A 20,021-nucleotide genomic window follows, 5' to 3' on the forward strand; every position below is an offset into this window, starting at 1 on the left:
TCCCCCGAGCTCCCGGCTCCGCTCGACCACGGGGTACCCCCGGTTCCGCCCTGCCCGAAGCCCACCCCTCCGCCGTGCCCGCCCACACCCACTCCGACGCCCACACCCCCTTCCCCTCCGCCACCTCCACCACCGCCTCCGCCGCCCCCGCCCGAGCCGACGCCCAGACCGCGGCCCACGCCCGTCCCGAAGCCGCCGCCCAAGCCGCCCGTCCGGCCCGCCCCGGCACCTCCCGCGGCTCGCCCGGCCCCTCCCCCGCCGCCCCCGCCCGCCCCGCGTCCGAAGCCGACCCCGCCGCCCAAGCCCACCCCACGGCCCTCCGCGACCCCGGTGAGCTACCCGGCGTACCACTCCCGGCCCACCTCGCACCCCGCACCCTCCCCGACCGCCCCGGTCACCTACGTCCTGCTCATCACCGTGCCCGCGATCGTCGCCGTCGCGGCGCTGCGCCCGCGCTGACGCGCCGGCCCTCACTTCTGGAGGCACCTGTTGTCGGATTGGCTTGTTCTCGTCCTCGCGATCCTGGGGGCGTGCGCCGTGGTGGTCGTCATCACTCTGGTGCGGCACAAGCGGGCTCCCGAGGACGAGGATCCCAGCGAGACCCCGGACGTCATCGAGTACATGACGATGTGGATCGGGGTGGTCTACGCCATCGTCCTGGGCCTGGCCATCGCCGGTGTGTGGGAGGCGCGCAGCGCCGCCCAGGACCATGTGCAGGCCGAGGCCCAGGCGCTGCACGAGATCTCCGAACGGGTGCGGGTGTACCCGCCGGACGTCCGTGACCGCATCCGCGACGACGTGGATTCGTACGTCAGTTACGTCGTGGCCACCGAGTGGAAGTCGATGACCGACCATGAGCGGGTCACCGGCCACGGCGCGGAGCTGCTGGGCCGGGTCCGCCAGGACGTCACGGACTACCGGCCGAGGAACGACTTCGAGGCCCAGGCCTACCAGCCGCTGCTGGACCAGATGGCCGCCGCCGACCAGGCGCGCAACGCGCGCGCCGACTCGACCGGGGCCACGATGCCGCCCGTGGTGTGGTGGGGTCTGCTCGCCGGGGCGGTGATCACGGTGGGCATGGTCTTCGCCCTGCAGATCCGCCGCACCGTCCGCGAGCTGGTCCTGGCCGGGCTGTTCTCCGCGACCATCGCCTTCATGCTCTTCCTGATCTGGGACTTCGACGCCCCGTTCAGCCGGGGCATCGCGGCGACCGCGGCACCGTTCCTCAACCTGTTCCCGCACGCCGGGGGCTAGCCGGCGCGGCGGCCGGATCACCCGGCCGCCCAGGCGCCCGCCGCGCGCCGCAGGCCTTCACCCCGGTGCCCGCGAAGGGCTGGGGCGAAGGCCTGTCGGCGCACGCCCGGTCCACCGAAGGCGGGACCGGGACGGGGTCAGAACTGCTTCTCGTTCCGGCGGCGCAGCATGAACGCTCCGCCCCCGAACACGGCCGAGGCCACCAGACCTCCGCCGATGGCCATGTCGCTCGTCGTGGCACCACTGGTGATGCTGCCGCCGAGCCCGCCCTGGACGCCGCCGAGCACGGTGAAGGCCCAGTTGCGGGTGAAGGTCCGGCGGTTGCAGGTGACCGTGATGTCGTACCGGCCGGGACGGGCGTCGCGGTCGATGGTGACGTCGGCGCGTGACCGGTCGTCGCCTTCCGGTTCCAGGGTGGTCGTGCGGAAGGCCCGGGAGGACACCGTGCCGCCCTGGCAGCCGTCCACGGTGACGGTCAGATGGCCGCCTGCGGGAACCACCTCGGGGTGGACGACGATGTTGCGCACTTCCTCGCCCCGGTTGCCGAATTCGTCATGACGACCGTTTTCGTTGCCCCGGCCGTGTTCGTTGCCCCGGCCGTTCTCGTTGCCCCGGCAGTTGTTGAAGTTTCCGTTGCCGTTGAAGTTCCCGTTCCCGTTGAAGTTCCCGTTTCCGTTGAAGTTGCCGTTCCCGTTGCAGTTGAAGTTGCCCCCGAAGCCGCCGAAGCCCCCGCCACCGCCGACGAAGCCCCCGCCACCGCCGACGACGCCGCCGACGCCACCCCCGCCGCCGCCGATCACGACGTTGCCGTTACTGGTTCCCGTTTCACCGGCCGGTCCGCCCGGATTGGGCATGCCGTCCGCGACAGCCACGGGGGTGGCGAGCCCGAGCACCGCGACCGCGGCGCACGCGGCCGCCAGGGCACGTTGGTTCCGCATGTGTTCCTCCGCGGGAGGCACCCCGGGTCCCGTCCCCGGAGTGTCGGCGAGAAAGCACCTCCCGGCAAAACCCTCGGACCCCCGGAACACGCCCGCATGTCGAGAATGCTCCGTCCTGGTGATCCGACATTCCGTCAGACAACCACACAATCGGATATTGCCGCAGGTCACCGGCCGTCAGAAAATCTCTTTCGGTTGCAACTCGGATGGCGCACCGAAAGACTCACGGGCCACCCGTTCGCCCGCACTCCCGTCGCCCGCCGCGTGCGTGGGACTTAGCGTTTTCCCATGCGCGAGGGATGTGGGACGCCCGCGTCGAGAGGGGATGGCGAATGTATGCGTCCGAGTGGGCCGAGCTGGCCGAAGAGGAGGAGCGGCGGAGAAAGCGCGCCCCTTGGGGCGTCATAGCGCTTGTTCTCCTGACCGGCCTGGCGCTCATTCGGAACGGTTCCGGTGAGTTCGACATCGGTCCGCCTCAGCCCGCCTCGGTCGCCGCCCCGGACACCCGCACCGACCCGGAGACCTTCGCGGCGCAGGCCGCGCCATCCCCGCTGCCGTTCGCGGCGGTCGACCGCATCCGGATCCCGGCGATCCAGGTGGACGCGCCGGTGATTCCGGTCGGCCTGGACGCGAACGGCTGGGTCGGCGCACCGCCGCCGGACGACGCCAACCTGGCGGGCTGGTTCACCGGCGCGGTCTCGCCCGGCGAGAAGGGCACCGCCGTGATCGTCGGCCACGTCGACAACAAGCAGGGACCCGCCGTGTTCTACGGGCTCGGGGCGCTGAAGAAGGGCAACCGGGTCGAGGTCCTGCGCAAGGACGGGAAGTCCGCGGTGTTCGAGATCTACGGGGTCGAGGTCTTCGAGAAGAGCAAGTTCCCCGGTGACCGGGTGTACGGCTCGAAGGGCACGCCGGAGCTGCGGGTGATCACCTGCGGCGGCGGTTTCTCGAAGCAGAACGGCTACGACGGCAACGTCGTCGTCTTCGCCCGCCTGGTCACGGTCGACTGAGGCGCCGCGGCCGGGCGGGCGGCCCCCGTCTCAGGTGCGGCGGCTCGGCACGGTGAGGTGGTAGCCGGAGTCGAGCAGATAGGGCAGGTACTCGCGGATCGCGCGGACGCTCTGCGAGCGGTCGCCCCCGGCGTCGTGGGAGAGGATCACGACGCCGGGGGCGGCGTTGTCCTCCACCCGGTCGATGATGGTGCGCGTACCGGGCACCTTCCAGTCCGTGGTGTCGGTCGTCCAGGCCATCGGCTCCATGCCCATCTGGGCGCCCAGTTGGAAGGCGGCTCGGTTCCAGGCGCCGTAGGGGGCGCGGAACCACTGCGGGCGGTCCCCCCACGCGTCCTCGATGACGTCGCTGGTGCGCTCCATCTCGGCGCGGATCTCCTCCCGGCCGAGCGCGGTCAGCAGCGGGTGCGTCCAGGTGTGGTTGCCGACCACGTGGCCCTCGTCGGCCATCCGGGCCAGGAGCTCCTTGTTGTCGACGACCATCTCGCCGCACACGAAGAACATGGCCCGGACGTCGTACTTGGCGAGGGTGTCCAGGATGTGCGGGGTGTAGTCCGGGTGGGGACCGTCGTCGAAGGTCAGCATCATCTGCCGGCCGCGTGCGGAGATCCGCACGATGGGCTGGTGCCGCACTGTGAGCTTGTGCGGCACGGTGCGCGGCGGGCCGTATCCGGTGAGCGGCTGGAGCCGGAACGCGGACGGCTTCAGCACGGGGCGTGCCTGTGGGCCGGCGAGGACGGCGGGCCGGGCCGGTTCCTCCTCGCTGCCCACCTTGACGAGTCCGGCGGTGCCCGCGGCACCCAGAGCGGCGGCGCCGGCGAGCAGCATCCGGCGCCGCGTGAACAACTGATCCTTCTCCATGACCCATCAGTCGCCCGACGAACGTTCGGCGCACCACATCGACACCGGTGTGGCGGCGGAAAAACACCCGGTCGGCGCAGTGCGGCACACCCATATGAGGTACCTCCCGGGCCACCGGGTCCGGCGCCCCCGAAGGGGCGCGGGACCGTATCGATGTGCGGCTCCGCCGCGATGGGGGTCCCTCCGATCGAGCGATGTCGAGAGTGGGGGAGCGACCGGCCACGACGGACCCGCGGAGAACGCACCCCGTTGCGGCCGAGCGCTCAGCGCTGCCGCACCAGCGGGAACGGCAGGGTCTCGCGGATCGTGAGGCCGGTGAGGAACATGACCAGCCGGTCCACGCCGAGGCCGAGTCCGCCGGTCGGCGGCATCGCGTACTCGAGGGCGTCGAGGAAGTCCTCGTCGAGTTCCATGGCCTCGGGGTCGCCGCCGGCCGCCCGCAGGGACTGGGCGGTGAGCCGGCGGCGCTGTTCGACAGGGTCGGTCAGTTCGGAGTAGGCGGTGCCCAGTTCGGTGCCGAAGGCGACGAGGTCCCAGCGCTCGGCGAGCCGCGGGTCGCCGCGGTGCTGCCGGGTGAGCGGGGAGACCTCGGTCGGGAAGTCCTTGTAGAAGGTGGGCAGCCGCGTGCGGTCCTCCACGAGCCGCTCGTACATCTCCAGGGCGACGTCACCGGGTCCGTCGTCGCCGGTGTACGGCACGCCCGCGCGGTCGCACAGCCGGTGCAGCCGGAGAAGTTCGGTGCCGGGGGTGACCTCCTCGCCCAGGGCCTCGGAGATCGCCCCGTACACCGTCCGCACCGGCCACCTCCCGGAGATGTCGTACGCCTGGCCGTCCCTGTGCGCGACCGGTGTGCCGAAGGCGGCCGTGGCGGCGGCCTGGACGAGTTCCCGGGTCAGGTCGAGCATCACGTCGTAGTCGGCGTGCGCCTGGTAGGCCTCCAGCATCGTGAACTCGGGGTTGTGCTTGTAGGAGACACCCTCGTTGCGGAAGGTGCGGCCCAGCTCGAAGACCTTCTCCAGGCCGCCGACGCACAGCCTCTTGAGGTACAGCTCGGGGGCGATGCGCAGGTAGAGGTCGAGGTCGTAGGCGTTGCTGTGGGTGGTGAAGGGGCGGGCGTTGGCGCCGCCGTGGATCTGCTGGAGCATCGGGGTCTCGACCTCGATGTAGCCGCGGTCCAGCAGGCCCTGGCGCAGTGCCTGTACGACGGCGGAGCGGGCCCGGAGCACGCCGCGGGAGCGGGGGCTGGTGGCCAGGTCGAGGTAGCGGCGGCGGACCTTGGCCTCGGGGTCGGTGAGGCCGCGGCGTTTGTCGGGCAGCGGGCGCAGGCACTTGCCGGTCAGCTGCCAGGAGGTGACGAAGACGGTCGGCTCGCCCCGGTCGCTCAGGCCGGTGCGGCCGGTGGCGGTGATGAGGTCGCCGATGTCGGTGTCGGCGCGGAAGCGGTCCAGCTCGGGCCCGGAGCCGTGGCGGGTGAGGGCGAGCTGGTGGTCGCCCGACCAGTCGCGCAGGACGACGAAGAGGATGCCGCCGAAGTCGCGGACCATCAGGACGCGGCCGGCCACGGTGACGTCCTGGTCCAGGGGCACGTCGGCGAGGGCGTGGGTGGGGGCGGGGGTGCCGACCGGGTAGGGGTCGGTGCCGGCGGCCCGCAGCCGGTCGAGGGTGCGGTGGCGGACGCGGAACTGGTCGGGCAGGCCCTCTTCCGGTGCGGCGGGCCCGGCCTCCTCCCCTTCGGCCGGGCCGAGTGCCGTCGTCGGCGGCGGAGCCGGGGCGACGGCGGGCCCCTGCCCCGGCTCGGCGTGGCCCCGGCGCCAGAGCTTGCGCAGGGACGGTACGGGCACGAACCCCTCGGCGATGCCGGAGGCGAGGCCGATGCGGGCGAGGGAGGCGGTCTCGCCGTAGCAGATGAAGCGCGGGTACCACTCGGGGTGGTATTTGGCGTTGGAGCGGTAGAGGGCCTCCAGCTGCCACCAGCGGGAGAAGAACAGCAGCAGGCGGCGCCAGAGCCGCAGGACGGGTCCGGCACCGATGCGGGCGCCCTCCTCGAAGACCGAGCGGAACACCGCGAAGTTCAGCGAGATCCTGTGCACCCCGAGTCGCGGGGCGGCCGCGCACAGCTCGGCGACCATGAACTCCATGACTCCGTTGGGTGCGCTGCGGTCACGGCGCATCAGGTCCAGGGAGACGCCGTCGCGGCCCCAGGGCACCAAGGAGAGCAGGGCGAGCAGCCGTCCGTCGTCGCCGAGGGCCTCCACGAGCAGGCAGTCGCCGTCACAGGGGTCGCCGAGCCGGTCCAGGGCCATGGAGAAGCCCCGTTCGGTCTCGGTGTCGCGCCAGGCGTCGGCCTTGTCGACGATCTCCTCCATCTCCCGGTCGCCGAGGTCGGCGTGGCGGCGGATGCGGCAGGTGGCGCCGGTACGGCGGACACGGTGGACGGCCTGCCGGGTGACACGCATGTCCCGGCCGTCCAGGTCGAATCCGGGCACGTGCAGGATCGCCTCGTCACCGAGCTGGAGGGCGCCGAGTCCGGCGCGGGCGTAGGCGCGGGCGCCGTCCTCGGAGGCGCCCATCACGGCGGGTGCCCAGGCGTGCCGGCGGGCCGCGTCGAGCCAGGCGGCGATGGCGGGCGGCCAGGCCTCGGGGTCGCCGACCGGGTCGCCGCTGGCGAGGCAGACACCGGTCTCGACGCGGTAGGTGACGGCGGCCTTGCCGCTGGCGGAGAAGACGACGGCCTTGTCGCGGCGGGTGGCGAAGTAGCCGAGCGAGTCCCGTTCGCCGTAGGCCGCGAGCAGGGCGCGGATGCGGGTCTCCTCGTCGCCGTGCAGGGCGGCCTCCAGGCGCTGCGAACGGAACAGCGCGGCAGCGGCGTTCAGCAGGGCGAGCGCGCCGAGCAGGCCGAGCACGAAGGTGACCTGGCGCGGCGGCCGGCCGTCGAAGGCGCTGTCGGAGACCAGTCCGCCGCACACCCGGTCGGCGGCCCAGGCCAGGTGCTGGCCCGGTGGCAGCGTGCCCGGGAACAGCGCGACCAGGCCCCAGCCCAGCAGGATCGCCATGAGGATTCCGGCCGCCAGGACGGCCAGGGCCCGCCACACGGCACCGCGGCGGGAGGCGGCGTAGAACTCCTTGCGGGCCACCACCAGCAGGAGCAGCATCAGCCCGCACAGCACCAGGGACGTCAGCGAGTCGACGTACAGGCCGAGGGCCACGCCGACGGCGTCGGTGACGACCACCAGGCCCAGGTAGACGACCACCAGCCACCAGGCGACCTTCTTGCGGGCGGCGGTGGCGGCGGCCAGCAGGAACAGGAAGACGGCGTAGGCGAGGTTGGCGCTGATCGGGACCAGGAGCAGGTCCAGGGTGTGCACCAGCGGGCGCAGCAGACGGCGCAGCGGGCCGACGACGGCGAGCAGGGCGCAGAACAGGCCGAGCGCGCCGAAGAGGGTTCCGAAGGCCTCGGGCACCCGGCCGAGGCGGCCGCCGGCGGGCGGGCCTGTCGGACCCCCGGCGTCGCTCCGTGCGGCCGGCTCGGCGGTGGCGGTCATGTTTCCGACTGTAGGAAGGGCCGGGGCCGCTCGCCCGTCGAGCGGCCCCTGGCCTCGGCAGGAAGCGGTGATTCCGATAGCCTCGCGGCGTGGCCGAACAGCACGAGCAGCACGAGCAGCACAAGCGGCAGGCGCACCGGTTCGAGCGCGGTACGGACGGGCCCAAGGTCATCGTGGTCGGGATGGACGGCTCGGAGTCCTCGATGCGGGCCGCCGCCTACGCGGGCGGTCTGGCGCGGCGGCAGAACGCGCTGCTGGCCGTGGTGTACGTGCAGCCGGTGCTGGCGGCCGGGGCGGCCCTCGGAGCGCCGGTGGCGGAGACGACCGACGAGATCGCCGAGGACCTGATCGCCCAGATCAGGGAGGCGACGGAGCGGGTCAAGGGGATCTTCGACGTGCGCTGGGAGTTCCACACGTTCCGCGGTGACGCCTACAACGGCCTGGTGAAGGCGGCCGACGAACTCAAGGCCGACGCGGTGGTGGTGGGCGCCTCCGAGCGGGCCGGGCACCGCATCATCGGCTCGGTGGCGGTCCGGCTGGTGAAGGCCGGCCGGTGGCCGGTGACGGTCGTTCCGTAGGCAGCCGCAGGAGCGGCAGCGGGGGCGCGAGCAGCGCCTGGTACGCAAGCGATCGGAAGCTTCAGCAACACAACCACTGGTTGTGGACGCGGGGCATTCCAGGAGGCGGCCGGGGTGGTCGCGGTCGCCCGGCAGGCCGTCTCCGAGCGGGTCGCGGCCCTGCACGCCGACCTCACCCGGCCGCCCGCCCGGACCGGGGCACGCACGCGGGCTCCCGCCCGTGCCGCGCCGGACGAGACCGTGCGTGGCGTCTTCCGTCCTGGGCGAGCCTGAGCCATCATGATCGGCCGTCAGCCGTTTGCCGTCGGGGAAGAGGTGAGGCGCGTGGCCAAGCTCCGTGTGGGTGAAGGGATTCTCCGTCGCAAACCCATCGAACACATCGAGGAGACCGAGGTACGCGAGGGCGCCGCACTGGAGCGCTCGCTCGGGCTGTGGCAGCTCACCGCGATCGGTGTGGGCGGCATCATCGGCGCAGGCATCTTCACGCTGGCCGGCACGGTGGCCAACGGCACGGCCGGGCCCGCGGTGCTGGTGTCCTTCCTCATCGCCGGTCTTGCCAGTGCCTGCGCGGCGCTGTCCTACGCCGAGTTCGCGGGGCTGATCCCGAAGGCGGGCTCGGCCTACACGTACGGGTACGCGGTGCTCGGCGAGTTCGCGGGCTGGTTCATCGGCTGGGACCTGCTGCTGGAGTACACCGCGATCGTGGCGGTGGTCGCCATCGGCATCTCCGGGTACTTCAGCTTCCTGGTCGAGGAGATGGGTGCCAACCTGCCCTCGTGGATGCTGGGCGCGCCCGGCACCGGGCACGGGCACCGGGTCGACCTGTTCGCGGCCGTGCTGTGCCTGCTGATCGCCTGGCTGCTCAACCTGGGCATCCGCAGCGCCGCCCGCTTCGAGACGATTGTGGTCGCGCTGAAGGTGCTGGTGGTGCTCGTGGTGATCGGGGTGGGCGTGTTCCACATCAACTCGGCGAACTACCACCCGTTCTTCCCGTTCGGCGTCAGCGGGGCGTTCACCGGTGCGGCGACCGTGTTCTTCGCCGTGTTCGGCTACGACGCGATGTCGACCGCGGCCGAGGAGTCGAAGGACGCGCAGCGGCACATGCCGAAGGCGATCATCTACTCGCTGGCGATCTCGATGGTGCTGTACGTGGCGGCCTGTCTCGTCCTGACGGGCATGCAGAACTACAAGCACATCGACCCGGAGAGCGGCTTCTCCACGGCGTTCAAGTCGGTCGGCCTGAACAAGCTCGCGGACGTGATCGCGGTGGGCGCGATCATCGGCATCCTCACCGTGATGTTCACCTTCATGCTGGGCGTGACCCGGGTGTGGTTCTCGATGTCCCGGGACGGGCTGCTGCCGCGCTGGTTCGCCAAGACGCACCCGACACGGCACGTGCCGACCCGGGTGACGTGGATCGTCGGTGCCGCCTCGGCGCTGATCGCCGGGTTCCTGCCGATCGGCGAGGCGGCCGAGCTGACCAACATCGGCATCCTGCTGGCGTTCGTCGTGGTGTGCGTGGCGGTGATCGTGCTGCGCTACCGGCAGCCGGAGCTGCCGCGCTCCTTCCGTACGCCGTGGATGCCGTTCGTGCCGGCGCTGGGCGTGGTCTTCTCCATCTGGCTGATCACGTTCCTGCAGTGGCAGACCTGGGTGCGGTTCGCCGTGTGGTTCTTGATCGGCTGCGTGATCTACTTCGGCTACTCCTACCGCCGTTCGGCGCTGGCCGCCAGGCCGCCCGTGGAGTGATCACCGCCCGACGAGCAGCCCGTCCTTGGCCGCTCCCCGGCTGAGGACGACGTCCTGGATGCGATCGCGCGCCCCGGTCAGCTCGGCGCCGCCGGCGATGGCCTGACCGAGGTCGACGGCCCGGCCGGCGTCGAGGTCGAAGACCTGCGGGAGGGCCTCGGCCCGGGTGATCTCCCAGCGGGCGCCGGGGCGGGCCGGCGGGGCGAAGGTGAAGCGGCCGATGGTGGACTCGTCGCCACGGGAGTCCCGCACGCCCTGGCCGTTGTACATCTCGCCCGCGACCTGGTCGCCCATGCCGTAGACCACCCAGGTCCCGTTGACCTTCTCGTAGGCCTGCGGGACACGGGCGCCGGTGCCGAGGATCAGGTCGATGTCCGGGCGGCCGGCGGTCTTCGACGCCGTCAGGCGCTGGGCGAGGGTGAGCTGCAGCTGATCGGGGGCGTCCTGCCAGGCGGTGCCCCAGTGCACCGAGACCACGACCACGTCGGCGCCGGCCTTCCGGGCGGCCCGGGCGTCGGCGATCATCCGCTGCTCGTCGACCTGGTTGACGGCCCAGGACGGACCGGCGGCGAGCGGGTGCTGGTCGCCTGCGTAGGTGTACGACAGATGGGCGACCTTGGCCGGGCCGGCCTGGAGCAGGACGACCGAGCGGGCCTCGGACTCGTTGCGGGCGGTTCCGGTGTGCCGCAGGCCCGCCTGGTCCATGGCGGCGAGGGTGCTCTGGAAGGCGTCCCCGTTGTCCAGGGCGTGTTCGGAGGCGGTGGAGCAGCTGTCGTAACCGGTGGCGGCGAGACCCCAGGCGATCTGCGGCGGGGCCGTGGAGGCGGGGTGGCCGTTGCGGTCGCCCTCGTGGACCATCTCCAGGTGACACAGCGCCAGGTCGGCGCGGGAGACCACCGATTCGGCCCCGGAGAGCATCGGGCGGAAGTTGTAACCGTTGCCGCCGGCGTCGTAGCCGGCCCGCTCCACGACCGAGGCGTGCGGCAGGACGTCACCGGAGGCGACGAGCGTGAAGCCCCGGGCGGCGGGCGGCGCCGGGTGCGCGGAGGCGGCGGACTCCTCCCGCTCCTGGTTGGTACAGGCGGCGGCCGCCGCGAGCAGGGCGGTCAGCGCCAGAGCCACCTGGTGTCTGCGTCCGATCATCAGCTCACCCCAGAGTTGTCGTATTGACAGACAAAGCCGTCACAGGCATATGGGTACGAAGCTGACTCCCGGCGCAAACAGGTCAGACGCTTTGATTAGCCCAATCGGTGTCAGACACGGCGCTCCGGAACCGTTCACCGCGCCGTTCGCCGTACCGCTCGCCGACACGATCGACCGTCCGTCGCACAGTCGCGTGAACCCCCTGTCCCCCGAGGGCGGCCTGCGCTGGCATACCGCCATGACGGCCGCAACCACGACTTCTCCCCGGGCCACCACCGCCGGGCACACCCTGGCGGCGCTCCAGCGCGAGCACGGCCGCCCCCTGTTCGCCATGCTGCTCCGGCTCTGCGACGGGGACCGGCAGCGCGCCGAGGACCTCGTGCAGGAGACCCTGGTGCGGGCCTGGCAGCATCCCGAGGCCCTGTACGCCGAGGACTTCGACTCCGTACGACCCTGGCTGCTGACCGTCGCCCGGCGGCTGGCGATCGACGCGCGACGGGCTCGGCAGGCCCGGCCGCCCGAGATCTGCGACGAGGTCCCGGAGAACGCGCGGGTGACCGACGACCACGCCGAGCGGGCCGCCGCGAGGCTCGATGTCCGGGATGCTGTGAAGACACTCACGCCCGAGCACCGTGACGTGCTCGTACTCGTGTATCTCCGGGGGGCCAGTGTGGCGGAAGCGGCGAAAACCCTGGGCATTCCGCCCGGTACCGTGAAGTCCCGCGCGTATTACGCGCTGCGCGCCCTGCGCCGGGCCCTTCCGGGTTATCGACCGAGCTGCGGTGAAACCGGTGACAGGGCAAAGCCTTAGCAAAGCGCCTTGCTGTGACCCCCGTTCGGGCAATCAGCTGTCCTCATCCGTGTTCCGGGCGGGGGGCCGGGTTCGGGCGACGCGCACGCACCGGAGGAGGGCAGGAAGGGATGCTGCACAGAGGTCACGAGAGCACGGACGGCACCGACGACGGTGAACTCGCCGTCCCCATGGCCTGGTTGTACGCCGAGTACATCGCCGACGAGCTGCTGCGCACCGGCGATCTCATGCCGCCGACGTCCTTCGAGTTCCGGGCCGGCCGGGACGCGCTGGCGCTGACCGTCTTCCTGTCCGACACCGACGGCGAACTCTCCTGCATCCGAGTGGTCTCGCAGCTGGAGACATGGCTGTCGCTGACGGCGTACGACCAGCCCTGGCAGGACTGGGTGCGCGAGCGGCTGGCCGAGCTGGCCGCGGAGGCGGCGGGGTCCGCCGCGCCCTCGCCGGACCTGGCGCTGGCGATGGACGCGTGGCGCTGGCTGGAGGAGACCGAGCTGCTCGCGCCCGACCTGGACGCGGTGCCGGGCGGCGGGACGGTGTTCGGGGAGGACGACGGGCCGAAGGTGTGGACCCCGGCCTGGCGCCTCGGCCTGCCGCTCGGCCATCTGGCCATCCACCTCTTCTGAGCCGTCGCGCCCTCCGCGGCCAGCCGTCGATCGGGCGTTCGGCGTTCTTCGAGACTTTCCGGAATTCGCACCAATCCGCGGGCCCGGCCGCTCCGAATCTCCTGGCCGGGATTCCGTGTGCGGCTTGAGTGATTCGGCAGTCCTCTGCGTACGGGTGGGAGCAACGAGTCACCCCACCCACACCCAAAGGCACGAGGATTCGGCATGAGGTCCCTGGAACGGCATCGCGACGTCGGCGCGTACGCGCTCGGCGTGCTGGACGAGGCGGAGGCCTTCCGCTTCGAGGACCACCTCATGGAGTGCCCCCGGTGCACGGTGCACGTGACCGAATTCGGGCCCACGACACGGCAGTTGATGCTGTACCGGCGCGCCACCCCGCGCTTCGTGCACCCCCTGGTCCAGCCCGGCCCCCGGCTGCTGGAGCGGCTGCTCGGCGAGGTCGCCCACCGGGACCGGGCCCGGCGCCGCAATTTCCTGTACGGCCTGGCCGCCTCCGTGGTGCTGGCGGTGGCCGGTCCTGGGCTGCTGGTGCACACGGGCCACGGTGAGGCGGGTCCGCGGGTCATGGCGGCGACCGACCCGGCGACCGGGGTGTGGGCGCGGGTGACCTCCGAGGACGAGGAGTGGGGCAGCCGGCTGCGCCTGGAGGTCAAGGACGCCTCCGGACCCCACTTCTGCCGGCTCGTGATCGTCGGACGGGACGGCTCGGAGCAGAACGTCGCCGCCTGGGGCGTCGGCGCGCACGGCACCGGCCCGACCACGACCCTGGCCGGCTCGACGATGCATCCCGACCAGGTCGCCCGCTACGAGGTGCGCACCACGGACGGACAGCGCCTGATCACGCTCCGGGCGCGGTAGCCGGACCACGGCACCGGCCGGGCCCCTTCCGCCGTCACTTCAGCAGCCGGGACATTCTGCGGTCCGCCAGCGGTTTCCCGCCGGTCTGGCAGGTGGGGCAGTACTGCAGCGAGGAGTCGCTGAAGGAGACCTCGCGGATGGTGTCGCCGCACACCGGGCAGGGTTCGCCGGTGCGGCCGTGGACGCGCAGACCGCTCTTCTTCTCGGCCTTCAGCCGTCCCGCCGCAAGCCCGCGCGAACGCTCGACCGCCTCGGTGAGTGTGGTGCGCAGCGCCTCGTAGAGCCGCGCGGTCTCCTCCGGGGTCAGGGACGCGGCGAGCTTGAACGGGGACATCTTCGCGGCGTGCAGGATCTCGTCGCTGTAGGCGTTGCCGACCCCGGCGATCAGGGACTGGTCCCGCAGCGCGCCCTTCAGCTGCCGTCTCTCGTCGTCGAGCAGGGCGGCGAAGCGGGACTCGTCGAACTCGGCGGCGAGCGGGTCGGGGCCGAGGCGGGCGATGCCCGGTACCTCCTGCGGGTCGTGCACGACGTACACCGCGAGGCGCTTTTGTGTGCCGGCCTCGGTGAGGTCGAAGCCCTCGCCGGTCTCCAGCGCCACGCGCAGCGCCAGCGGGCCCTTGCCGGGGCGGGGCATGCCGTCGGGGAGGCGGTCCTTCCACTGGAGCCAGCCGGCCCGGGCCAGGTGGGTCACCAGATGCAGGCCGCCGCTCGTCTCCAGGTCGAGGAACTTGCCGTACCGGCGCACGGCGGTGATCTCGCTGCCCTCGACGGCGGTGACCGGCGGGTCGTACGTCTTCAGCACGCTGATGGCGAGGGGCAGCACCCGCACCACCCGGCGCCCGGCCAGGTGCTCGGCGAGGAAGTCCTTCAGTGCTTCCACCTCGGGCAGTTCCGGCATGGGTCCAGGGTGCCATCCGGCACCGACAGCGGACAGCCGACAGCCGACGGCACAGTCGTCGGCGTTCGTCCCCGTCGTCCGGGGCCACCCTGAACTCGCACCACACGGCCTTGCCGCCGCCGCGCGCCTCCACGCCCCAGGTGTCGGTGAGCCGGTCCACGAGGAGCAGGCCGCGGCCGGAGACCCCGTCCTCCCCCGCCTCGCGGCGGCGCGGCAGGGCGCTGGAGGAGTCCTCGACCTCGACGCGCAGCCGCCGGCCGCTGCCCTCCAGGACGCGCAGGGTGACGATCCCGGAGCCCTCGGTGTGCATCAGCGCGGGCGGAGCCCTCGGTGTGCATCAGCGCGTTGGTGATCAGCTCGTCGGCGATCAGCTCGATCTCGTCGGCCCGGTCCCGGGCGCCCCAGGCGCGGACCGCGGCGCGGATCATGTGCCGGGCCCGGGTGAGGGCCTCGGGGTCGCCCGGGGACACGTGCTGCCGGAGCCGGCCGCCGGTGCGCGGTGCCTCGGCCGCACGTCGGTGCAGCAGGAGCAGGGCCACGTCGTCGTCGCCGCCGCGCTCCTCGGCCACCGCGATCAGCCGCTCGGCGAGCTCGTGCACGTCCTCGGGGCCGGCGCTGATGAGCGACGCCAGGGTCCGCATAGCGTCGTCGAGGTCGGTGCCGGGCTGTTCGACGAGCCCGCATCGCCTGCTGGAGCCCCTGGGCGAGGTCCTTGTCCTGCTCGTAGAGCATGGCGCGCTGCAGGCTCTGCGCGATGGTGCTGCCCAGTGCGACCAGGACGGCCCGCTCCTCGTCCGAGAAGCCGCGCCGGTATTTGTCCGATTCTTCGAGCGGGACGGACCTCCCGCCCGGGTTACGCGGACGACCTGGTGCGGTACATGCGGTGACGGCCGTGAAACGGTCACCCGGCCCCGATGGAGTGGCTGCGGGAGTGGTCACAATGGAGGCAGGAGCGCACGGCCGTGGACTGGTTCACCGCACCCGAGTACTGGCTGAGCCGGCTGGTCTTCCAGCGGGCCCTGGCCGCCGTGTACCTCGTCGCGTTCCTGGTGGCCGTCTCGCAGTTCCGGGCCCTGCTGGGCGAGCGCGGCATGCTGCCGATCCCCCACTACACGGCCCGGATGCCGTTCAAGCGGGCCCCGAGCCTCTTCCACTGGCACTACTCGGACCGTTTCTTCGCGGCCTGCTCCTGGGCGGGCTGCGCGGTGTCGGCCGGGCTGCTGGCCGGCGTGGACGCGCTGCTGCCGCTGTGGGGCGGGATCCTGCTGTGGCTGGTGCCGTGGGCGCTGTATCTGTCGATCGTGAACGTGGGCCAGACGTGGTACGCCTTCGGCTGGGAGTCGCTGCTGCTGGAGACCGGTTTCCTCGCCGCGTTCCTCGGCAACGACGAGGTCGCGCCGCCGGTCGTGGTGCTGTTCCTGCTGCGCTGGATCCTGTTCCGGGTCGAGTTCGGCGCCGGGCTGATCAAGCTCCGGGGCGACGCCTGCTGGCGGAAGCTGACGTGCCTGTACTACCACCACGAGACGCAGCCGATGCCGGGCCCGCTGAGCTGGTTCTTCCACCATCTCCCGAAGCCGCTGCACCGGGTGGAGGTGGCCGCCAACCACGTCACCCAACTGGCGGTGCCGGTACTGCTGTTCACCCCGCAGCCGATCGCCTCGGGCGCCGCCGCGCTGATGATCGTCACCCAGCTGTGGCTGATCATCTCCGGCAACTTCTCCTGGCTGAACTGGATCACCGTCGTCCTCGCCCTGTCCGCGCTCCGGCTGCCCGCCACCGCACCGGCGGTGCCCGCGGCACCGCTGTGGTACGAGGTCCTGGTGCTCGCGGTCGGCGCCGTGCTGCTCTGCCTGAGCTATCGCCCGGTGGTGAACATGATCTCCCGCCGCCAGGTCATGAACCGCTCCTTCGACCCGCTGCACCTGGTCAACACCTACGGAGCCTTCGGCAGCGTCAGCCGGATCCGTTACGAGGTCGTGGTCGAGGGCACGCTGGACGACGTACCGCGCGAGGACTCGGACTGGCGGGAGTACGAGTTCCGGGGCAAGCCCGGTGACCTGCGGCACTGGCCGCGCCAGTTCGCCCCCTATCATCTGCGCCTGGACTGGCTGATGTGGTTCGCCGCGCTGTCCCCGGCGTACGCCGGGGAGTGGTTCGGCGGCCTGGTGGAACGGCTGCTGGTGAGCGACCGCGACACCCTGCGGCTCCTGCGCCGCTCCCCCTTCCCGCCGGACACCCCGCCCCGTTTCGTCCGCGCCCGGCTGTTCCGCTACCGCTACACCACGTGGCGGGAACTGCGGGAGACGGGCGCGTGCTGGGAGCGGGTGTACGTACGGGAGTACCTGCCGCCCACCCGGCTGGCGGGGCTGTCCGAGAGGTTTTGAACCCTCCCCCAGCTGAAGCAGGGGAATTCCAGGCTCAGGAAGCCACCCAGATCAGCGACCTGGAAGGTCTTACTCCCTCGACACCAGCCGGGACGGAACCTGCCCGGTGACACGAAAGGCGAAACAGTGCCGCGCGCCGGGCTTGGCTCTCGCTCGGCACACAGCGACTGTACTGCCATGGGGCGCTCGGCGTCCGGGCTTTGGCGACGCTCCGCGTCGCGGTTGGTGTGCAGGGCGACTCTCATGACGGCTCCTCGGGGGGAAGCAGACCGGTGGCGCGCAGTTCCCGCCAGAAGGCGTCCGGGACCGGGATCCCGAACTGCTCCGCGCAGTCGTGGACTTCGGCGGCCGAGCGGGTGCCGACGAGAACGCCGGCGACGGCCGGGTGCGCGGCGCAGTGGGCCAGGGCGGCGGCGCGCAGGGTGACGCCGTGCCGGTCCGCGACCTCCTTCATCCGAAGGGCGCGCTCCAGCAGGTCCCGTGGCGCGCGGGTGTAGTTGTACGTCGATCCGGGCGCCGGGTCGGCCAGGAGGCCGGAGTTGAAGGCGCCGCCGATGACGACCGACACACCTCGTGCGAGGGCCTCGGGGAGCAGCTCGGCCGCCGCGCTCAGGTCGAGCAGGGTGTACCGGCCGGCGCACAGCACCGTGTCCACGTCCGTGTCGCGGACGAACCGGGTGAGCATCTCCGCCTGGTTCATGCCCGCGCCGATCGCGCCGACGACGCCTTCCGAGCGAAGCTTCTCCAGTGCGGGGTAGCCCTCGCGGAAGGCCTGTTCGGCGTGGTCGTCGGGGTCGTGGAGGTAGACGACGTCGACGCGGTCGAGGCCGAGCCGGTCCAGGCTCGCCTCCAGGGTGCGGCGGATGCCGTCGGCGCTGAAGTCCCAGACGCGGCGCTGGGTGGCGGGGACGGCGAAGCCGCTCGCCAGGTCGTCCCCGGTGCCGTCGGCGGGTTCCAGGCGCCGGCCGACCTTGGTGGAGAGCGTGTACGTGGCGCGGTCGTACTCCCGCAGGGCCGCGCCGAGACGTCGTTCGGACAGGCCCAGGCCGTAGTGGGGCGCCGTGTCGAAGTACCGGATGCCTCGCTCCCAGGCGGCCCGTACCGCCTCGTGCGCCTGCTCCTCGCTCACCGGCGTGTAGAGGTTGCCGATCGCTGCGGCGCCGAAGCCGAGGGGGCTGATCTCGACGCCGCTGCGGCCCAGGGCGGTCATCGGGTCGCCGCCGGGCGCAGCCGCAGGCCCTGCATGCCGCCGTCGACGGCGAGGGCGGTGCCGGTGGTGGCACCGGAGTGAGGACCGGCCAAGTAGGCGATGGCGGTGGCGACTTCGGCGGCGGAGACCAGGCGTCCGGTGGGCTGGCGGGCCTCCAGGGCGGCACGTTCCGCGACGGGGTCGGCAGCCGCGTCCAGCAGGCGGCCGACCCACGGGGTGTCGACCGTACCGGGGTTGACGCAGTTGACGCGGATTCCCTCGCGGACGTGGTCCGCGGCCATCGCCAGCGTCAGGGAGTACACCGCGCCCTTGGTGGCGCTGTACAGGGCGCGTCGCGGAAGTCCGGCGGTGGCCGCGATGGAGCAGGTGTTGACGATCGCCGCGTGCGCGGAGCGCCGCAGGTGCGGGAGGGCGGCGCGGGCGGCGCGGACCATACCGAGGACGTTGACGTCGTAGACGCGCCGCCACTCCTCGTCGTCGTTGTCCTCGACGGTGCCCTGGGCGCCGATCCCGGCGTTGTTGACGAGGATGTCGAGCCCGCCGAGGGCCTCGGCGGCCGCACCGACGGCCGCGCGGACCGAGCCGTCGTCGGTGACGTCGGCGGGCAGTGCGAGCAGCGGCTTGTCCACGGTGGACGGGTCCAGGTCGAGGACGGCGACCTGGGCTCCCCGTGCCGCGAGGAGGTCGGCGGTGGCCCGGCCGATCCCGGAGGCGCCGCCGGTGACCAGGGCTCTCAGACCCGCGAAGTCGCTCATGCCGCACGTCCCTTCTGTGTGTCGGGGTCGGCGGCCCAGAAAGTGCCGCCGGGATACGTGTACCGCTCGATGGACTCGGGGCGCAGGGCCGCCGAGAAGCCGGGCGCGGTGGGGGCCGTGTAGTGGCCGTCGCGGATGACCACGGGAGTGACGAAGTGCTCGTGGAGGTGGTCGACGTACTCGATGACCCGGTCCTCGGTGGTGCCGGAGACCGTCAGGTAGTCGAACATCGAGAGGTGCTGGACGAGTTCGCACAGGCCGACCCCGCCGGCGTGCGGGCAGACGGGGGCGCCGAACTTGGCGGCGAGGAGCAGGATCGCGAGGTTCTCGTTCACACCGCCGACGCGGGCCGCGTCGATCTGCACGATGTCGAGGGCGCCGGCCTGGAGCAGCTGCTTGAACACGACGCGGTTGGGCACGTGTTCGCCGGTGGCGACCTTGACGGGCCGGACCGCGCGGCGGATCGTCGCGTGCCCGAGGATGTCGTCGGGGCTGGTCGGCTCCTCGATCCAGTACGGGTCGAACTCGGCGAGAGCGCGGGTCCAGGCGATCGCCTCGTCCACGTTCCAGCGCTGGTTGGCGTCGACGGCGAGGCGGACGTCCGGGCCGATGACCGCGCGGGCGACCCGGCAGCGCCGCACGTCGTCGTCGAGGTCGGCGCCCACCTTCAGCTTGATCTGGCGGAATCCGTCGGCGACCGCCCGGACGGCGAGCCGGGTCAGCTTCTCGTCGTCGTAGCCGAGCCAGCCCGGGGAGGTGGTGTAGGCGGGGAAGCCGCGCTCCAGCAGCCGGGCCCGGCGCTCCGCCGCGCCCTGTCTGCCGCGCCGGAGGAGGTCGAGGGCCTCCTCCGGGGTGAGCGCGTCGGTGAGGTAACGGAAGTCGATCTGGTGGACCAGCCACTCCGGTTCGGCGTCGGCGAGCAGTTGCCACAGCGGCTTGCCGGCCCGGCGCGCCGCCAGGTCCCACACGGCGTTCACGACGGCCCCGATCGCCATGTGCATCACGCCCTTCTCGGGGCCGAGCCAACGCAGCTGGCTGTCGCCGACGAGGTCCCCGAGGAGCGAGCCGGGGTCGGCGCACAGCTCCTCGACGTCACGGCCGAGCACATGGCCTCGCAGCGCGTCGATCGCGGCGACCTGGACGTCGTTGCCCCGCCCGATGGTGAAGGTGAAGCCGTGTCCCTCGTGGCCGTCGGCGGCGTCCGTGCGCAGGACGACGTAGGCCGCCGAGTAGTCGGGGTCCGGGTTCATCGCGTCGGAGCCGTCCAGCTCGCGCGAGGTGGGGAAACGGATGTCGTGGGTGTCGACCGCGATGACGCGGGCGGGGGCTCGGGACACTGAAGTCCTTTCCGTCATGGGGCGGTGGATGGCTCGCGCGGGCGTCGGCGAGGGACTCGGCAGGACT

General features: G+C 72.1%; 18 protein-coding genes and 1 pseudogene. 10 read left to right on the forward strand and 9 right to left on the reverse strand.

The genetic code is table 11. The features are described from left to right. The first annotated feature begins 330 nt into the window (after positions 1 to 330). Positions 331 to 459: a hypothetical protein gene (locus ACWD5D_RS30180; protein ID WP_451375930.1), complete on the forward strand. Its 129-nt coding sequence runs from the start codon at positions 331 to 333 to the stop codon at positions 457 to 459. Positions 460 to 489: 30 nt separating this feature from the next. After that, the gene (locus ACWD5D_RS30185) at positions 490 to 1,254 is read left to right on the forward strand and encodes a bestrophin-like domain (protein ID WP_451375931.1); all 765 of its coding nucleotides are present in this window, start codon (positions 490 to 492) and stop codon (positions 1,252 to 1,254) included. A gap of 137 nt (positions 1,255 to 1,391) precedes the next feature. Here the strand turns inward: ACWD5D_RS30185 and ACWD5D_RS30190 are convergent, their stop codons facing one another. Then, entirely contained in the window at positions 1,392 to 2,192 is an 801-nt protein-coding gene (locus ACWD5D_RS30190) for a hypothetical protein (protein ID WP_451375932.1), read from the reverse strand. Between the two features lie 332 nt (positions 2,193 to 2,524). On the opposite strand from ACWD5D_RS30190, the gene ACWD5D_RS30195 reads away from it, so the two are divergent. Next, positions 2,525 to 3,202: a class F sortase gene (locus ACWD5D_RS30195; protein ID WP_451375933.1), complete on the forward strand. Its 678-nt coding sequence runs from the start codon at positions 2,525 to 2,527 to the stop codon at positions 3,200 to 3,202. 30 nt (positions 3,203 to 3,232) lie between these two features. On the opposite strand, the gene ACWD5D_RS30200 is transcribed toward ACWD5D_RS30195, so the two are convergent. Together ACWD5D_RS30200 and lysX are read right to left on the reverse strand one after the other, a co-directional pair. Then, the gene (locus ACWD5D_RS30200) at positions 3,233 to 4,063 is read right to left on the reverse strand and encodes a polysaccharide deacetylase family protein (RefSeq protein ID WP_451375934.1); all 831 of its coding nucleotides are present in this window, start codon (positions 4,061 to 4,063) and stop codon (positions 3,233 to 3,235) included. A 263-nt stretch (positions 4,064 to 4,326) separates the two neighbouring features. Next, positions 4,327 to 7,605, reverse strand: a complete 3,279-nt coding sequence (lysX, locus tag ACWD5D_RS30205; RefSeq protein ID WP_451375935.1) for a bifunctional lysylphosphatidylglycerol synthetase/lysine--tRNA ligase LysX — start codon at positions 7,603 to 7,605, stop codon at positions 4,327 to 4,329. A gap of 89 nt (positions 7,606 to 7,694) precedes the next feature. On the opposite strand from lysX, the gene ACWD5D_RS30210 reads away from it, so the two are divergent. The 3 genes from ACWD5D_RS30210 to ACWD5D_RS30220 all read left to right on the forward strand — a co-directional run bounded on the left by ACWD5D_RS30210 (position 7,695) and on the right by ACWD5D_RS30220 (position 9,932). Further along, the gene (locus tag ACWD5D_RS30210) at positions 7,695 to 8,183 is read left to right on the forward strand and encodes a universal stress protein (RefSeq protein WP_451375936.1); all 489 of its coding nucleotides are present in this window, start codon (positions 7,695 to 7,697) and stop codon (positions 8,181 to 8,183) included. A gap of 114 nt (positions 8,184 to 8,297) precedes the next feature. Continuing rightward, positions 8,298 to 8,456 (forward strand): hypothetical protein, encoded by a 159-nt coding sequence (locus tag ACWD5D_RS30215; protein WP_451375937.1) that lies wholly within the window; start codon positions 8,298 to 8,300, stop codon positions 8,454 to 8,456. Positions 8,457 to 8,507: 51 nt separating this feature from the next. Beyond that, positions 8,508 to 9,932 carry an amino acid permease gene (locus ACWD5D_RS30220; protein WP_451375938.1) on the forward strand — a complete coding sequence of 475 codons (1,425 nt, stop codon included), beginning with the start codon at positions 8,508 to 8,510 and terminating at the stop codon, positions 9,930 to 9,932. On the opposite strand, the gene ACWD5D_RS30225 is transcribed toward ACWD5D_RS30220, so the two are convergent. Continuing rightward, entirely contained in the window at positions 9,933 to 11,075 is a 1,143-nt protein-coding gene (locus ACWD5D_RS30225; RefSeq protein ID WP_451375939.1) for a CapA family protein, read from the reverse strand. Between the two features lie 238 nt (positions 11,076 to 11,313). Here ACWD5D_RS30225 and ACWD5D_RS30230 point away from each other — a divergent pair, with 238 nt between their 5' ends. The 3 genes from ACWD5D_RS30230 to ACWD5D_RS30240 all read left to right on the forward strand — a co-directional run bounded on the left by ACWD5D_RS30230 (position 11,314) and on the right by ACWD5D_RS30240 (position 13,370). After that, positions 11,314 to 11,886: a sigma-70 family RNA polymerase sigma factor gene (locus ACWD5D_RS30230; RefSeq protein WP_451375940.1), complete on the forward strand. Its 573-nt coding sequence runs from the start codon at positions 11,314 to 11,316 to the stop codon at positions 11,884 to 11,886. A gap of 110 nt (positions 11,887 to 11,996) precedes the next feature. Beyond that, complete coding sequence (locus ACWD5D_RS30235; protein ID WP_451375941.1) at positions 11,997 to 12,512, forward strand: hypothetical protein; 516 nt, start codon at positions 11,997 to 11,999, stop codon at positions 12,510 to 12,512. A gap of 204 nt (positions 12,513 to 12,716) precedes the next feature. Continuing rightward, positions 12,717 to 13,370, forward strand: a complete 654-nt coding sequence (locus ACWD5D_RS30240; RefSeq protein WP_451375942.1) for a zf-HC2 domain-containing protein — start codon at positions 12,717 to 12,719, stop codon at positions 13,368 to 13,370. Positions 13,371 to 13,404: 34 nt separating this feature from the next. On the opposite strand, the gene ACWD5D_RS30245 is transcribed toward ACWD5D_RS30240, so the two are convergent. Together ACWD5D_RS30245 and ACWD5D_RS30250 are read right to left on the reverse strand one after the other, a co-directional pair. Beyond that, positions 13,405 to 14,268 carry an Fpg/Nei family DNA glycosylase gene (locus tag ACWD5D_RS30245; RefSeq protein ID WP_451375943.1) on the reverse strand — a complete coding sequence of 288 codons (864 nt, stop codon included), beginning with the start codon at positions 14,266 to 14,268 and terminating at the stop codon, positions 13,405 to 13,407. An 85-nt stretch (positions 14,269 to 14,353) separates the two neighbouring features. Beyond that, positions 14,354 to 14,948, reverse strand: a pseudogene (locus ACWD5D_RS30250) (ATP-binding protein); the annotation flags it as partial. A 282-nt stretch (positions 14,949 to 15,230) separates the two neighbouring features. Here ACWD5D_RS30250 and ACWD5D_RS30255 point away from each other — a divergent pair. Further along, entirely contained in the window at positions 15,231 to 16,652 is a 1,422-nt protein-coding gene (locus ACWD5D_RS30255) for a lipase maturation factor family protein (RefSeq protein ID WP_451375944.1), read from the forward strand. Between the two features lie 241 nt (positions 16,653 to 16,893). Here the strand turns inward: ACWD5D_RS30255 and ACWD5D_RS30260 are convergent, their stop codons facing one another. From ACWD5D_RS30260 to ACWD5D_RS30270, 3 genes are read right to left on the reverse strand one after another with little or no spacing between them, the layout of a single operon-like run. Further along, positions 16,894 to 17,862 carry an aldo/keto reductase gene (locus ACWD5D_RS30260; RefSeq protein ID WP_451375945.1) on the reverse strand — a complete coding sequence of 323 codons (969 nt, stop codon included), beginning with the start codon at positions 17,860 to 17,862 and terminating at the stop codon, positions 16,894 to 16,896. Continuing rightward, entirely contained in the window at positions 17,859 to 18,617 is a 759-nt protein-coding gene (locus ACWD5D_RS30265; RefSeq protein WP_451375946.1) for an SDR family NAD(P)-dependent oxidoreductase, read from the reverse strand. The genes ACWD5D_RS30260 and ACWD5D_RS30265 overlap by 4 nt, the downstream gene beginning before the upstream one ends. Beyond that, complete coding sequence (locus tag ACWD5D_RS30270; protein WP_451375947.1) at positions 18,614 to 19,972, reverse strand: L-fuconate dehydratase; 1,359 nt, start codon at positions 19,970 to 19,972, stop codon at positions 18,614 to 18,616. The genes ACWD5D_RS30265 and ACWD5D_RS30270 overlap by 4 nt, the downstream gene beginning before the upstream one ends. Between the last annotated feature and the right edge of the window lie 49 nt (positions 19,973 to 20,021).

Source organism: Streptomyces sp. NPDC002520 (genome assembly GCF_053595235.1).

Bases quoted from the DNA above. Each gene is read 5' to 3' on its own strand.
- ACWD5D_RS30195 (WP_451375933.1), top strand. From the start codon at position 2,525: ATGTATGCGTCCGAGTGGGCCGAGCTGGCCGAAGAGGAGGAGCGGCGG.
- ACWD5D_RS30245 (WP_451375943.1), bottom strand. From the start codon at position 14,268: ATGCCGGAACTGCCCGAGGTGGAAGCACTGAAGGACTTCCTCGCCGAG.
- ACWD5D_RS30260 (WP_451375945.1), bottom strand. From the start codon at position 17,862: ATGACCGCCCTGGGCCGCAGCGGCGTCGAGATCAGCCCCCTCGGCTTC.
- ACWD5D_RS30225 (WP_451375939.1), bottom strand. From the start codon at position 11,075: ATGATCGGACGCAGACACCAGGTGGCTCTGGCGCTGACCGCCCTGCTC.
- ACWD5D_RS30235 (WP_451375941.1), top strand. From the start codon at position 11,997: ATGCTGCACAGAGGTCACGAGAGCACGGACGGCACCGACGACGGTGAA.
- lysX (WP_451375935.1), bottom strand. From the start codon at position 7,605: ATGACCGCCACCGCCGAGCCGGCCGCACGGAGCGACGCCGGGGGTCCG.
- ACWD5D_RS30270 (WP_451375947.1), bottom strand. From the start codon at position 19,972: ATGACGGAAAGGACTTCAGTGTCCCGAGCCCCCGCCCGCGTCATCGCG.
- ACWD5D_RS30200 (WP_451375934.1), bottom strand. From the start codon at position 4,063: ATGGAGAAGGATCAGTTGTTCACGCGGCGCCGGATGCTGCTCGCCGGC.
- ACWD5D_RS30265 (WP_451375946.1), bottom strand. From the start codon at position 18,617: ATGAGCGACTTCGCGGGTCTGAGAGCCCTGGTCACCGGCGGCGCCTCC.
- ACWD5D_RS30240 (WP_451375942.1), top strand. From the start codon at position 12,717: ATGAGGTCCCTGGAACGGCATCGCGACGTCGGCGCGTACGCGCTCGGC.
- ACWD5D_RS30230 (WP_451375940.1), top strand. From the start codon at position 11,314: ATGACGGCCGCAACCACGACTTCTCCCCGGGCCACCACCGCCGGGCAC.
- ACWD5D_RS30190 (WP_451375932.1), bottom strand. From the start codon at position 2,192: ATGCGGAACCAACGTGCCCTGGCGGCCGCGTGCGCCGCGGTCGCGGTG.